This window comes from Azospirillum terrae (assembly GCF_053470425.1).
Window position 1 is genome coordinate 175,055 of record NZ_JBPXMR010000003.1, and the last position, 12,809, is coordinate 187,863.

Sequence of the window (12,809 nt, forward strand, 5' to 3'; positions counted from 1 at the left end):
GGCGGCTCCCGTTAAATTTCCCCTGACGAGAATATCCAACGCGGAGTGCGCTCGATGCCCGCCAACAAGAAGCTCCTTTTCCTTCCCGGTGACGGCATCGGCCCCGAGGTGATGCGCCAGGTGCGCCGGGTCATCGACTGGCTGGACCGCAAGCGCAAGGTCACCTTCGACGTGACCGAAGGCCTGGTCGGCGGTGCGGCGATCGACGCCTACGGCGTGCCGCTGTCGGACGAGACGCTGGCCGACGCGCTGGCGGCGGACGCGGTGATGCTCGGCGCCGTGGGCGGCCCGAAGTGGGACAACCCCACCGACTACATGAAGCGCCCCGAGGCGGGCCTGCTGAAGCTCCGCAAGGAGTTGGGCCTGTTCGCCAACCTGCGCCCGGCGGTGGTGTTCGACGCGCTGGCCGATGCCTCGACCCTGAAGACCGAGGTCATCAAGGGCCTCGACATCATGATCGTCCGCGAGCTGACCGGCGGCGTCTACTTCGGCGAGCCGCGCGGCATCGAGGATCTGCCCAACGGCGAGCGCCGCGGCATCAACACCCAGGTCTACACGACCTCCGAGATCGTCCGCGTGGCGGCCGTGGCCTTCGAGCTGGCGCGCAAGCGCTCCAACAAGGTCCACTCCATGGAGAAGGCCAACGTCATGGAGTCGGGCCTGCTGTGGCGGCAGGAGGTCACCAAGCTGCACCAGGAGCGGTACTCGGACGTCGAGCTGCACCACATGTACGCCGACAACGGCGCCATGCAGTTGCTGAAGAACCCGAAGCAGTTCGACGTGATCGTCACCGACAACCTGTTCGGCGACATCCTGTCGGACGAGGCGGCGATGATGACCGGCTCGCTGGGCATGCTGCCCTCGGCCTCGCTGGGTGCGGCGGACGCGCAGGGCAACCGCAAGGCCATGTACGAACCGGTGCACGGCTCGGCCCCGGACATCGCCGGCAAGGACCTCGCCAACCCGTGCGCGACGCTGCTGTCGTTCGCCATGGCGCTGCGCTACTCGTTCAACATGGACGACGACGCGAAGCTGCTGGAGAAGGCCGTGCAGAACGTGCTGGCCGGCGGCATGCGCACCGCCGACATCATGGCGCCGGGCATGGCGCGCTGCTCGACCACGGTGATGGGCGACTCGATCCTGCGCGAGCTGGACAAGCTCGCCTCGTAACACCGGCGCTTCAGCAAAAAGCCCCTCTCTGCCGGAGAGGGGCTTTTTTGTGCGCGGAGCCGCGTCAATCGTCGCCTGCGTCCGCTTCGGCGCGGGCACCCCGGCCGCCGTGGCTGGCTTGGCCGCCCTTGCGCCCGGCTTCCGCGGCGAGCGAGGGGTTCTTCGAGAAGCTGCGCGCCTGTGCCGGCACGCTGCGCCCGCCCTTGCGGCCCGCCTCGGCGGCGAGGTCCGGGTTTTTCGAGAAGCTGCGCTTGTCGGCCGGGACGCTTTCCCCGCCTTTGCTGGCGATCTGGCGCTGCCGGTCGCGGTCCATGGAAGCGAATCCGCGGTTCGATGTCCGCCCGCCGTCCTTCGAAGCCATCGTGAAACCTCCAACTCTGCCTCAGCCCACAAACCGGGCAGAGGCAGCGTTGGTTCCGGGCGACTCGGTGGAATCCCAAGTTCGCCAAGGTCTCCGTCAGGCCGCGCCGCCCTCCAGCGCCGTGATGGCCTCGGCCAGCGACACCAGCCGGCGGGCGTTTTCGACGTGCAGGTTCTCGATCAGCTTGCCGTCCACCACCAGAACGCCCTTGCCGGCCGCCGCCGCTTCGGCGTGCGCGGCGATGATGCGGCGGGAGAAGGCGACCTCGTCCGGGCTGGGCGCGAAGGCATCGTTGCAGGCGGCGATGGTCTTCGGGTGGATCAGCGTCTTGCCGTCGAAGCCCAGTTCACGCCCCTGCCGGCAGGAGTCCGCAAAGCCCTCGTCGTCGGCAAGGTCCAGATGCACGCCGTCGAGGATCGCCAGGCCATACGCCCGCGCCGCCAGCAGGCACAGGCCCAGGCTGGTGATCATCGGCAACCGGTCGCGGGTGTGCGCCGCGTGCAGATCCTTGGCGAGGTCCGAGGTTCCCATCACCAGCCCGCCCAGAATCGCCGACGCCCCGGCGATCTCCTTGGCGTTCAGCATGCCCATGGGGGTTTCCATCATGCACCAGATGCGCTGCACGGCGGGCGCTCCGGCGGCGCGCAGCACCGCCTCGGCCTGACGGACGGCGTCGGCGCTCTCCACCTTGGGCAGCAGCACGGCGTCGGCGCCGCTGGTCGCCGCCATCACGAGGTCGTCATACCCCCAAGGCGTCGCCAAGCCGTTGACGCGCACCACGATTTCGCGCCCGCCATAGCCGCCGGCTGCCACCGCGGCGGCGATGTTGGCGCGTGCCTCGGCCTTGGCGTCGGGCGCCACAGCGTCTTCCAGATCGAGGATCAGGCCATCGGCCGGCAGCGTGCGCCCCTTCTCCAGCGCGCGGGCGTTGGAGCCCGGCATGTAGAGCACGCTGCGGCGCGGGCGGGTGGTCATGGCCATGGCGGTGTCTCCCCGGTGATGGTCGCGTCCCTGCTTACCCGCAGGGCGCACCGGGTGTCCACGGCGTTCCGGTTCAGGCGGCCAGCTTAGTCGCCGTAGCGGTGGCGGCGCGCACCGCGCGGAAGCTCGCCAGTTCGGCGTGGAGCGTGGCCTTCACCGCCTCGGGCGCGCCGGGTGCGATGGTGGCCGGGCGGCCGGGCACGAGCGTCATCGGCGTCAGCGAGTCGGTGGTGCCGATGCGCACCTTGTCGAAGCGGACGCTGCCGCGCGGCAACGGCTCGATGTGCAGGCGCTGCTCGGCCAGCGGTGCGGCGGCGTCGAATCCCTCCAGCGCGGCGGCGATGGCGCGGCCATGGCCAAAGGCGTCGCCGAACAGGTCCATGGCGCCGTCGGGGTGAACCACCACCGAACCCGACAGCAGCACGGTCGAGCCATCGCCCAGCCACAGCTTCATCCGGATGAATTCGATCGCCATTGTCGTCACCGCAGGGCTTTGTTGATGAAATCAACGTAGGCATCAATTGTTGCAGCGCAAAGACCTATTTGGTTTCTTTCGATGAAGGTTGATTTCTATCCTGACATATAATGAAATTGGTATTCGTCTTAAGCTGCGCGACGGCGGCATGGCGGGGCTGTGGCGGGACATGCGCGGCGAGGCTTGGCGCGCGCAGGCCGGTTGCCTTAGGCTCTGTGGCCATGAAGACGGTCATCTCCATCCAGTCGCACGTCGCTTACGGCTACGTCGGCAATCGCGCCGCGGTGTTCCCGCTGCAACGGCTGGGCTACGACGCGGTGGCGGTGAACACCGTGCAGTTCTCCAACCACACCGGTTACGGCGCCTGGACCGGGCAGGTCTTTTCGCCCGAGCACATCGCCGACATCCTCGACGGCATCGCGGCGCGCGGCGTGCTGCCCACGTGCCACGCCGTGCTGTCCGGCTACATGGGCGACGCCGCTCTCGGGCAGGTGGTGGTGGATGCCGCGGCGCGTGTCAAGGCGGCCAACCCGGCGGCGGTGTACTGCTGCGATCCGGTGATGGGCGATGTCGGGCGCGGCTTCTTCGTGCGGCCGGGCATCCCGGAGTTCATGAAGGCGCACGCGGTCCCGGCGGCGGACATCGTCACGCCCAACCAGTTCGAACTGGAGTACCTGACCGGCCGCACCGTGCGCACCATGGCCGACGCGCTGGACGCCGCCGCGGCGTTGCGCGCGACCGGGCCGAAGCTGGTGCTGCTCACCAGCCTGACGCGCGAGGACGCGCCGGCCGACCGGATCGAGATGCTGGCCGACTCCGCGGAGGGCGCCTGGGTGGTGGCCACGCCGCGCCTGCCGCTCGACCCGCCGCCGAACGGGGCCGGCGATGCGGTCGCGGCATTGTTCCTGGCGCATTACCTGAAGGCCCGCGACCCAGCCCACGCGCTGGAGCAAGCGTCGTCGGCCATCTACGCGGTGTTCCTGGAAACCCGCCGCCTGGGCACGCGCGAACTGGCGCTGATCCCGGCGCAGGACGAGATGGTCAAGCCGGCGCAGCTCTTCCGCGCGGAGCGCGTGCGCTAGTAGGACAGCGTCCACGGCTCGGCGCGCGCGGCCTCGGTCCACTCCCGCATCGCGGGCAGCGCCAGCACCGCGTCGGCGTACGTGCGGCAAACCGGGTCGAGGTCCACGCCGTACGTCTCGAACCGCGTCACCACCGGCGCGTACATGCAGTCGGCGATGGAGAAGCGGCCGAACAGGTACGGCCCGCCGTTCTGATCCATGGCCCCGAACCGCGCCCGAGCGTCGCGCCAGATTTCGGTGATGCGGGCGATGTCCGCCAGACATTCGTCGGTGCGGCCCTCGCCAGGGCGCCGGGCCTTCAAATCCATCGGCATATTGCTGCGAAGATCCACGAAGCCGGAATGCATCTCCGCCGACACCGAACGCGCCACGGCGCGGGCGTACGTGTCGTCGGGCCACAGCGCGGCGTCGGTGTACGTCTCCGCCAGATACTCGCAGATCGCCAGCGAGTCCCAGACCACCCGCTCGCCGTGCCTGAGCAGCGGCACCTTGCCGGACGGCGAGTGCTGGAGGATGGTGTCCCGGCTGTCGGGCTGGCGCAGTTGCACCAGCACCTCGGTGAACGGCGCGCCGGTGTGCTTGAGCGCCAGCCACGGGCGCATTGACCAGGACGAATAGGCCTTGTTGCCGATGACGAGGGTAAGGGCGGCGTCCATGCGGGTCTCCAGCGGCTGCGGGTCGGGCACTGTTGCCGGGAAGCGGGGATTGCGCAAGGGCGCGCGGCGCGCCATGCTTTCGTTCCCACCCCGAGCAAGGATGTCCCGCGTTGATCCCCACGCTGCGCGCCAAGGCCGCCGCCGACACCGTCCCCGTCACCCCGCTCGCCAAGGCCGAGTTGTCCGCCTGGCTGGGCGCCCAGCCGGCGGCGACGTCCGCCTGGGTGAAGGCCGTCAACTTCACCGCCGAGGCCGGCGCCACCGCGTTGCTGCCCGGCGACGACGGCCGGCTCGGCCGCGTGCTGGTCGGCGTGTCGGCGGTGGATGATCTCTGGGCCTTCGCCGGTCTGCCGGGCGCGCTGCCGCCCGGCTCCTACCGGATCGACGCCCCGCTGGACCCTCGTGCCGCCACCCGCGCTGCGCTGGCCTGGGCGCTGGGAAGCTACGCCTTCACCCGTTACAAGGCGTCGGACAAGAGTTTCGCCCAGCTCGTCTGGCCGGCGAAGGCCGACCACGGCGAGGTGGAGCGCGCCGCCACCGCCACGTGGTTGGTGCGCGACCTCGTCAACACGCCGGCCGGCGACCTGGGGCCGGCGGAGCTCGCCAAGGCCGCCAAGGAACTGGCCGAGGAGTTCGAGGCGACGGTCAAGATCACCATCGGCGATGACCTCGTGAAGCGCAACTACCCGGCCATCCACGCCGTGGGCCGCGCCAGTCCGCGCGAGCCGCGCCTGATCGACATCTGCTGGGGCCGCCGCGACGACCCCAAGGTGACGCTGGTCGGCAAGGGCGTGTGCTTCGACACCGGCGGCCTGGACATCAAGCCATCCAGCGCCATGCTGATCATGAAGAAGGACATGGGCGGCGCGGCCCACGCGCTGGGTGTCGCGCGCATGGTGATGATGGCCGGCCTGCCGGTGCGCCTGCGCGTGCTGATCCCGGCGGTGGAGAACGTCATTTCCGGCAACGCCTTCAAGCCGCAGGACGTGCTGAAGACCCGCAAGGGCCTGACCGTCGAGGTCGGCAACACCGACGCCGAGGGCCGCCTGATCCTCTGCGACGCGCTGGCCGAGGCCGACACCGAGAAGCCGGCGCTGCTGATCGACTTCGCCACGCTGACGGGCGCGGCGCGGGTGGCGCTCGGCACCGACCTGCCGGCGCTGTTCGCCAACAACGAGGCGTTGGCGGCCGATCTGCTGACGGCGTCCGAGGATGCTGCCGACCCGATGTGGCGCCTGCCGCTGTGGCAGGGCTACCGCAAGGGCCTGGACAGCAAGGTCGCCGACCTCAACAACGTGACCAGCCACGGCTTCGCCGGGGCGATCACGGCGGCGCTGTTCCTGGAGAGCTTCGTCTCCAAGGAGACGCCGTGGGCGCATCTGGACACCTACGCCTGGAACGGCTCCGCCCGGCCGGGCCGGCCGGAGGGCGGCGACGCGCTGGGCATGCGCGCGGTTTACGCGCTGATCGAGAAGCGGTTCGGCAAGGGGTGAGAATTTGGTCCCTCCCCCGCCTCCGGCGGGGGCGTGGAGCCGGTGCCGCAGGCAACGAGCTCGCTGGCGGCGGTTACGGCATCCACTGGCCGGATCTCGACGAAGACCTCAGCACCGAGGGCCTGCTGCGCGGCGCGCCCGCTCCCCGATCCGCCGCATAAAGCGCCGGTTCGATGCCCGCGCTTGCTCTGTCCGGCGATCCGTATTAGGATAAAAGTCTCCGTGGGCGAGGCGTGTCCGCATGGTGCCAGCGGAATGCAACACGACCGAACTGTGTTTCATAGCGTTTCATTGTGTTTCATTCACGGCCGACGCCTCGGCCCAAGTCGTTGAATTTCAACAAAACCTCTTATCCGCAACGGAGCGTGCCGGCACCGCCGATGAAACGCCGGCTTCCATCGAACAGGAGGCCATGGAAACACACGACATTTTCGATCCGGTTCCGAAACGCTTGCGGGTTCGCGTGGGGTTGGGCACACTCGGGGCGCTTTTCGGCGGGGGATCGGGTATGGCGCGTAACCTTAAGGCGCTCGGGTTGTGGCGCACGGCGCTGGTGGCCAGCGTTCGGCAGGACGGGCCCGACCTGTCGGCCCGTCAAATGGCCATCATGCTGCAAATCTACCTGACCGATCCGCCGCACACCGTGCGCGGGCTGGCGGCCATGCTCAACATTTCCAAGCCGGCGGTCACCCGCGCGCTCGACCGGCTGTCGCTGCTCGGCTTCACCAAGCGAAAGCGCGACACCGAGGACAAGCGCAACGTTCTGGTCCAGCGCACCGTGAAGGGCTCGGTCTTCCTCTCCGATTTCGCTGAGCTGGTGATCCAGGCCGGCGCCGTAGCGCCCGAGGATATGGCGACCGTCAAGGCCGAGGAGGAACTGGCCGCCGCCGCCAAGGCGCGGCTGGAGGCCGAGTTGCGCAAGGCCGAAATCCCGAGCTACGCATGAGCGGCCCGCTCGACCCACGCCGCCATCCGCATCGCCCCGACCTCGCCGCCGCCCACCTGAAGGGCCGGGTCGATGCCGCGCGCTTCGTCGAAGGCGTGCCGCACCGCGTGCGCACGGGCGTCGTGGGGATGCGCGGCGAGCCGGACGCCAAGGCCCGCCACACCTCGCAACTGCTGTTCGGCGAGACCTTCGCCGTCTACGACACCCAGGACGGCTGGTCGTGGGGGCAGTGCGGCACCGATGGCTACGTCGGCTGGGTGCGCGGCCAGTCGCTGGCGACGGACGTGCACGTGCCCACGCACGTGGTCACCGCCGTGCGCAGCTTCCTGTTTCCCGAGCCGGACCTGAAGACGCCGCCGCGCGACTCCATTCCGCTGGGCGCGCAGGTGACGGTGCTGCGCACGGTGAACGGCTATTGCGAGCTGGCCGGCGGCGGCTGGCTGTACGGCAAGCACCTGTCGCCGCCGGACGCGCTGGAGCCCGATCCGGTGGCGACCGCCGAGCGGCTGCTGGGCGTGCCGTACCTGTGGGGCGGGCGCACGCCGCTGGGCATCGACTGCTCCGGGCTGGCGCAGCTCGCCCTGCTCCGCGCCGGCATCCCGTGCCCGCGCGACAGCGACATGCAGCGGGACGAGGTCGGCACGCGCATCTCCGAGGACGGCGCGGGCGTGGCCTTCCGCCGCGGCGATCTGGTGTTCTTCCCCGGTCACGTCGGGCTGATGCTGGACGCCGCGCAACTGCTGCACGCCACCGCCTACACCATGACCGTTACCGTCGAGCCGGTCGCCGACGTGGCGGCACGGGCTGGCGGGATCACGGCGGTGCGGCGGCTGTAAGGCCGCTGCTGGGAATGCGGGACCATCCACGTCCAAGGCAACATGGAACACGGATTGCACGGATTTATGCACGGATTACACGGATTCCTATGACCGTGCCCAGCAACGGCTTCCGGGATGACCCGAGACGCTGCAAGCATCAAAAATCCGTGTAATCCGTGCAATCCGTGTGAATGTTGCCCGCCATCGTCCGGCCTTGCGGAAAACGGGGAAGCCGGCCTCAGTGGATCTTCACCTCGTTGCCCTGGTCCTTGCGGTAGACATGGACGTGGTAGGCGGCCATGGGGTTTTCGGCGAGGTACTCCAGCAACTCGCGCTCGGTGCGGGCGTTGGCGTCGCGGATCAGTACCTGCCAGACCGGCTCCATGGTGGCGCGCTTGGTCTCGGCGTGCGGGAGCATGATGAAGCCCGCCCATTCCGGCTGGAAATCGGCCAGATAGCTCTCGCAATAGTGCCGCATCATGGCGGCGTCGTTGACGTTCACGCGCTCGGTGTTCTCGAAGCAGACGCGGAGATGCATGGTCGCCCCCCTTTTCCGGTAACCCTTGCCTCCCCCATATGGGGGCTGCCGGCGGCCGGGACCATCCGGCCGTTCTCAATATCCCTGCGCGCGGTCCACCACGTGCAGCAGCGGTTGCCCGGTCTCCGCCCGGCGGATGGCGTCGGCCACGTGGTCGGCGCTGCGCGAGGGGTGGGTGATGCCGGCGACGTGCGGCGTCACGTGGATCTGCGGGTGCTCCCAGAACGGGTGGCCGGGCGGCAGCGGCTCCTCGGCGAAAACATCCAGGCTGGCGCCGCCCAGATGCCCTCCGTCCAGAGCCGACAGCAGGTCCGACTCGACCAGATGCCCGCCGCGCGCGGCGTTGATCACCACCGCCCCCTTGGGCAGCGTGGCGAACAGCCTAGCGTCCAGGATGCCGCGCGTCTCGGCGGTCAGCGGCAGCAGGCAGACCAGGAAATCGCTGCGCGCCGCCAGCGCCACGAGGCCATCGGCAACGTGCACCGTCTCGACGCCGCGGATCTCCTTGGGCGTCCGGCTCCAGCCGATCACGTCGAAGCCCAGCGGCAGCAGCGCCCGCGCCGCCGCCTCGCCCAGCACACCCAAACCGAGGATGCCGACGCGCACCTCCGACGCCGGCCGGTGGCCGAGTTGCTTCCAAACCCCCGCGCGCTGCTGCGCCGCATAGGCGTCCACCTGACGCTGCCAGCGCAGAACCTGCAACACCACATAGGCAGCCATGTCCTCGGTCAGCCCCTCGGCCACCATGCGCACCAGCGGGGCGGCGGGCAGGGTGGGGTCGGCCAGCAGCGGTTCGACACCGGCGCCCAGCGACAGGATGAGCTTCAGGTTCGGCAGGCTCGCCAGCACCCCCGGCGGCGGCTTCCACACCAGGGCGTAGATGATGTCGGCCGGGTCGCCGATGTCGGGCCAGACGCGGAACTCCAGGTCCGGCAGGCGCTTGGCGAGTTCGCCGCGCCACGCGTCGGCGTTGTCGGCTGCGGAGATGAAGAGAAGGGTCATGGTCGGCGCTTGATCCCGGCTGTGTCCTGCGGCATGTAAACCCCACCGTGCCCCGACTCATCCTGCTTAACAATACAAGAAAAAATCCCTTTAAAATCAATTATTTACATTGTAATAAAATTGCGTGCAAAATCCGTGTTGCAGGATGGTCAAGCTCAAGCTCGTTATGGATGAGGCGGGACAAAGCCCGCCTCATCATCACTCAATCAGTAGTCTTCAGCCAACATGATCGTGAGAACGCGCACCGTGGTCGGTGATAGTGGGTCATCGGCACCGAATGTAAGCGTGCCGTCCTGGTGCGTGTCGATCTTGAACAACACCGTGAGACCGGAAACCGACAGCGCAGCGCAATCATGCTCCCCATAGGGGGCGTTGCGGTCGTTGAAATCCTTGAACTCGCGAACGGCGCGTACAACGACTTCCCGCCTGTGATCTGGCAGAGCGGCTACGTTGCGGCTCATCACAACCCGGCCACCGACAAACGTCTGGCGTAACCGGTCGTTGAGGCGGGCAATCGCTGCAAGCTTCTCCGAGTCGCGCATCAAGCGGTCTCCTTCACGCGGTTGACCTTGATGGCGCGAAGCTGCTCGTCCAATTCCCCCGCCTCCACGGCACGAATGAGCGCTTCGAAGGTCTTGCGCACATTGGGCAAGACATCACCGCACGCGATGACATGCTGACCGCTTACGAGCGGCAGCGGGCGGTTACCGTAACGGACTTCCACGAAATGGTTGCCGCCCTTAGCGAACCAATGCCGCCGCAGGCGCTTGTCGCGCTCGACCTCGACGCGCTTGGTGGTTCCGTCGTCCTGCTTCTGGTCCATGAACACCTTGCGCGTCTCGCGGTAGGTGGAACCGCTTGCCTCCGCGTCGAAGATTGCAATCTGCTCCTTCAGTCCGCGCACCATGTTGTTGCGGCGAGTGATCACCGGGTCCGTGTCCTCGTGCTTCTCGACGGTCACGAACTTCATGCTGCTGAGAATGCCGTTCTTGCTCATAGGAACCTCTTTCATGAGCTGGGAGGTGTAGGTCACCGTCCATTGGTCGCCATTGCGTTCCACCTTGGCCTTTCCGGCTTTTTCCAACCGGAGCAGTTTCGCGCGCTGCCTGGGGTGCAGAAGCTTGGCGTTGTACGTGCCCACCGGAATCTCCCGTGCGAGCCCGCTGCTCGCGTGCGTTGCGGAAATACCAGCAACACTCACTTTATAAGTTCAGGCCGATGTCGATCATGGAGAATTTGATAGTTTTTTCAATGAGTTGATCGGCGTGCCATCAGAGTTGCTGACTCGCAACAGGCGCGGCAATCAGGCGCGGTTGCGTAAAGCAACCACTTAACGCGGGATTAATACTTCCTGGATTTCACTGCGATATCACAAACCCGAGATGGGTAACTCTGGGAGCGAATAATGTCGGATACCGCCGAACAGGTGACCCCTGGCAAGGAAAAGAACGGTGCGGCAGCCAAGGGGGCTTCATCAAAAGAAGCCCAATTCGGGAAGCACCTTCAAGACGCCCAGGCGAAGGTTACAAATGTACTCGACCTTGAGGCGCGTTCCGATGATGCTCTTGTGGAGGTGCTGGCCGAAGCATTTCTGGCCTACGAGCTGGTCAAGCAGGACCGGGCTCTTCTGGACGCCGCACTCGTCGAGAGGGGCATCAAGCCCGACACGGTTAAGCAGGTTCCCAACGGCGTGATCCGCCTTGTATTCGGGGAGGTTCCGCCGGACACCAACGCCAAGCATGAGCTGCGCAAGAGCCAGTGCAGCAAATATGCCACCGTGCTACGCTGGTTTGAGAGCCAGCAACTCGCCACCACGCTCGCGTGCATTAACGCTTACAAGGCTGAGGGTGGCCTTGAGAGCGTCTGCAAGGCGTTCCGCGACGGTAAGGAGAAGGCGAGCGGCTCCAAGGCTGCTTTGACCGACGCTCGCGCGTTCTTCAAGGCGCAGCAGACGCGCGGTGTGGTGATCGAGCAGGAGCAGCCGCTGTTCTCCGGTCTGGACGACAACGAGCTGTTCGTGGTGCTGGCGCAGAAGGTTGGTGGTAAGACCGTCCTGCATCGCGTGCTTGGCAGTGACGCGGGCTTCGATCCGGCTCGCGTGAAGAAGATCGCGCAGAAGTTCGTCCCGAAGAAGAACGACAAGCGCTTGTCAGCCTTCCTTGAGGCGGTCAAGTTCATCTCCGCCATGCCCGGCACGGTCTACATTCATGCGGGCGACAAGGAGACGGTCCTTTACTGCGAGGCTGTTGATGCTTCCAGTAGAAACGCAAAGGGCATTCTCGCCACTGCAATCTGTCCAGCTGTTGAATTCCTTCCGCGTGGTGTGTGGCTGGAAATGGACAACACGGGCAAGGGCAAACATACTGCCAATGGCAACCTGCAACCGCTGGCCGAGCTGATCGCCAAAGCTACGGAGGAGCAGCTTGCGCTTTCCTGGCAGCGGTTCTCGTCGGGTGTCGTCACCTCGCCGTTCCGGCAGCACGTGACGCTTTCCAGCTCTAGCGGATCCGTTAGCTACGTCTACAAGGAAGCCGTGGTCGGGGACGTAACGCTACAAGGCGAGGAGCCGCGCCAGCAGCTCAAGAGCATCATCACCACCTGTCACGGTCGCGGTGCCAACTACTTCTTTGATGTCGTGCTGGGCAAGCAGCAGGCTAGCCTGCTCACCGAAGTGGAAGCTGCCGCTGCCGCCGCTACGTCGGCTGCTCGGACCAACCTGGGACGCAAGACGGGAACGGTGAACACCGCTCAGGGCCAGAAGGTCAAGGTCAAGCGTCGTGGTGGCGAGGAGTGGATTCCCGCTGCCAAGTTCGACCGTTGGGCTAAGGGCATTGCAGATCAGCACAAGGTCGTTCGGCTGACCGTCGAGAACGGCAACGTGGCGTTCGGCTTCCTGCAACAGGACGGCACGCCTGCTAGCACGATTCAGCTCTATCCGAAGTCTGAGGTGGACAAGGAAGTTACGATCAAGCTGGACGTGCCGAGTGCCGATTTCCGCAAGGCGTTCAAGGCGTTCAGCAAGGCCAAGGCGAGCGACAACCTCACGCTTCGCGGTGATGACAAGGTGCTCCGCCTTGAAAGCCGAGTGAACCACTTCAAGGCCAACGACAGCGCGGAAAAGAAAGAGCAGCTTGGCAGCAACCAGTACATCGTCAATGTCATGGCTGGCGATGATACGGGTATGACCCGCAAGCGGCTCGACGAACTGCTTTCGTCGCTCTAACGGCTGGTTAAAAGGTGGTGCAAAGGGACGGCATTCTTGCCGTCCCTTTGCATGTCCCAACGAT

Annotated in this window: 15 protein-coding genes; 7 read left to right on the top strand and 8 right to left on the bottom strand. The window is 66.6% G+C overall.

What is annotated here, in order from left to right:
• Positions 1-54: 54 nt before the first annotated feature.
• On the top strand, positions 55-1,170 hold the full coding sequence (gene leuB, locus ACSVDD_RS10690) for a 3-isopropylmalate dehydrogenase (RefSeq protein ID WP_448189330.1): 1,116 nt from the start codon (positions 55-57) through the stop codon (positions 1,168-1,170).
• A 64-nt stretch (positions 1,171-1,234) separates the two neighbouring features.
• Here leuB and ACSVDD_RS10695 read toward each other — a convergent pair whose 3' ends face one another.
• The 3 genes from ACSVDD_RS10695 to ACSVDD_RS10705 form a co-directional block, all read right to left on the bottom strand.
• Positions 1,235-1,531: a con-10 family general stress protein gene (locus ACSVDD_RS10695; RefSeq protein WP_448189331.1), complete on the bottom strand. Its 297-nt coding sequence runs from the start codon at positions 1,529-1,531 to the stop codon at positions 1,235-1,237.
• Positions 1,532-1,627: 96 nt separating this feature from the next.
• Positions 1,628-2,512, bottom strand: coding sequence for an HpcH/HpaI aldolase/citrate lyase family protein (locus tag ACSVDD_RS10700; protein ID WP_448189332.1), 885 nt, complete (start codon positions 2,510-2,512; stop codon positions 1,628-1,630).
• A gap of 73 nt (positions 2,513-2,585) precedes the next feature.
• Complete coding sequence (locus tag ACSVDD_RS10705; RefSeq protein ID WP_448189333.1) at positions 2,586-2,987, bottom strand: hypothetical protein; 402 nt, start codon at positions 2,985-2,987, stop codon at positions 2,586-2,588.
• Between the two features lie 221 nt (positions 2,988-3,208).
• Between ACSVDD_RS10705 and pdxY the strand changes: the two genes are divergently transcribed.
• A complete protein-coding gene (gene pdxY / locus ACSVDD_RS10710; protein WP_448189334.1) occupies positions 3,209-4,069 on the top strand; it encodes a pyridoxal kinase PdxY in 861 nt (286 codons plus the stop codon).
• On the opposite strand, the gene ACSVDD_RS10715 is transcribed toward pdxY, so the two are convergent.
• Entirely contained in the window at positions 4,066-4,725 is a 660-nt protein-coding gene (locus tag ACSVDD_RS10715) for a glutathione S-transferase family protein (protein WP_448189648.1), read from the bottom strand. The two genes, pdxY and ACSVDD_RS10715, sit on opposite strands and share 4 nt — an antisense overlap.
• A gap of 110 nt (positions 4,726-4,835) precedes the next feature.
• Between ACSVDD_RS10715 and ACSVDD_RS10720 the strand changes: the two genes are divergently transcribed.
• The 4 genes from ACSVDD_RS10720 to ACSVDD_RS10735 all read left to right on the top strand — a co-directional run bounded on the left by ACSVDD_RS10720 (position 4,836) and on the right by ACSVDD_RS10735 (position 8,000).
• Positions 4,836-6,218 carry a leucyl aminopeptidase family protein gene (locus tag ACSVDD_RS10720; protein ID WP_448189335.1) on the top strand — a complete coding sequence of 461 codons (1,383 nt, stop codon included), beginning with the start codon at positions 4,836-4,838 and terminating at the stop codon, positions 6,216-6,218.
• Complete coding sequence (locus tag ACSVDD_RS10725; protein WP_448189336.1) at positions 6,215-6,379, top strand: DUF2442 domain-containing protein; 165 nt, start codon at positions 6,215-6,217, stop codon at positions 6,377-6,379. Before ACSVDD_RS10720 ends, ACSVDD_RS10725 begins: the two co-directional genes overlap by 4 nt.
• Positions 6,380-6,726: 347 nt before the next feature.
• Positions 6,727-7,164, top strand: coding sequence for a MarR family transcriptional regulator (locus ACSVDD_RS10730; RefSeq protein WP_448189337.1), 438 nt, complete (start codon positions 6,727-6,729; stop codon positions 7,162-7,164).
• The gene (locus tag ACSVDD_RS10735) at positions 7,161-8,000 is read left to right on the top strand and encodes a C40 family peptidase (RefSeq protein ID WP_448189338.1); all 840 of its coding nucleotides are present in this window, start codon (positions 7,161-7,163) and stop codon (positions 7,998-8,000) included. Before ACSVDD_RS10730 ends, ACSVDD_RS10735 begins: the two co-directional genes overlap by 4 nt.
• Positions 8,001-8,220: 220 nt before the next feature.
• Here ACSVDD_RS10735 and ACSVDD_RS10740 read toward each other — a convergent pair whose 3' ends face one another.
• The 4 genes from ACSVDD_RS10740 to ACSVDD_RS10755 all read right to left on the bottom strand — a co-directional run bounded on the left by ACSVDD_RS10740 (position 8,221) and on the right by ACSVDD_RS10755 (position 10,663).
• Positions 8,221-8,520, bottom strand: a complete 300-nt coding sequence (locus ACSVDD_RS10740) for a hypothetical protein (RefSeq protein WP_448189339.1) — start codon at positions 8,518-8,520, stop codon at positions 8,221-8,223.
• Between the two features lie 75 nt (positions 8,521-8,595).
• Entirely contained in the window at positions 8,596-9,522 is a 927-nt protein-coding gene (locus ACSVDD_RS10745) for a 2-hydroxyacid dehydrogenase (protein WP_448189340.1), read from the bottom strand.
• A gap of 206 nt (positions 9,523-9,728) precedes the next feature.
• Entirely contained in the window at positions 9,729-10,064 is a 336-nt protein-coding gene (locus ACSVDD_RS10750) for a DUF3768 domain-containing protein (RefSeq protein ID WP_448189341.1), read from the bottom strand.
• Positions 10,064-10,663: a hypothetical protein gene (locus tag ACSVDD_RS10755; protein ID WP_448189342.1), complete on the bottom strand. Its 600-nt coding sequence runs from the start codon at positions 10,661-10,663 to the stop codon at positions 10,064-10,066. The genes ACSVDD_RS10750 and ACSVDD_RS10755 overlap by 1 nt, the downstream gene beginning before the upstream one ends.
• Before the next feature lie 264 nt (positions 10,664-10,927).
• On the opposite strand from ACSVDD_RS10755, the gene ACSVDD_RS10760 reads away from it, so the two are divergent.
• Entirely contained in the window at positions 10,928-12,745 is a 1,818-nt protein-coding gene (locus tag ACSVDD_RS10760; protein ID WP_448189343.1) for a hypothetical protein, read from the top strand.
• Positions 12,746-12,809 lie beyond the last annotated feature (64 nt).

Bases quoted from the DNA above. Each gene is read 5' to 3' on its own strand.
- pdxY (WP_448189334.1), top strand. From the start codon at position 3,209: ATGAAGACGGTCATCTCCATCCAGTCGCACGTCGCTTACGGCTACGTC.
- leuB (WP_448189330.1), top strand. From the start codon at position 55: ATGCCCGCCAACAAGAAGCTCCTTTTCCTTCCCGGTGACGGCATCGGC.
- ACSVDD_RS10705 (WP_448189333.1), bottom strand. From the start codon at position 2,987: ATGGCGATCGAATTCATCCGGATGAAGCTGTGGCTGGGCGATGGCTCG.
- ACSVDD_RS10735 (WP_448189338.1), top strand. From the start codon at position 7,161: ATGAGCGGCCCGCTCGACCCACGCCGCCATCCGCATCGCCCCGACCTC.
- ACSVDD_RS10730 (WP_448189337.1), top strand. From the start codon at position 6,727: ATGGCGCGTAACCTTAAGGCGCTCGGGTTGTGGCGCACGGCGCTGGTG.
- ACSVDD_RS10695 (WP_448189331.1), bottom strand. From the start codon at position 1,531: ATGGCTTCGAAGGACGGCGGGCGGACATCGAACCGCGGATTCGCTTCC.
- ACSVDD_RS10760 (WP_448189343.1), top strand. From the start codon at position 10,928: ATGTCGGATACCGCCGAACAGGTGACCCCTGGCAAGGAAAAGAACGGT.
- ACSVDD_RS10715 (WP_448189648.1), bottom strand. From the start codon at position 4,725: ATGGACGCCGCCCTTACCCTCGTCATCGGCAACAAGGCCTATTCGTCC.
- ACSVDD_RS10700 (WP_448189332.1), bottom strand. From the start codon at position 2,512: ATGGCCATGACCACCCGCCCGCGCCGCAGCGTGCTCTACATGCCGGGC.
- ACSVDD_RS10745 (WP_448189340.1), bottom strand. From the start codon at position 9,522: ATGACCCTTCTCTTCATCTCCGCAGCCGACAACGCCGACGCGTGGCGC.
- ACSVDD_RS10740 (WP_448189339.1), bottom strand. From the start codon at position 8,520: ATGCATCTCCGCGTCTGCTTCGAGAACACCGAGCGCGTGAACGTCAAC.
- ACSVDD_RS10750 (WP_448189341.1), bottom strand. From the start codon at position 10,064: ATGCGCGACTCGGAGAAGCTTGCAGCGATTGCCCGCCTCAACGACCGG.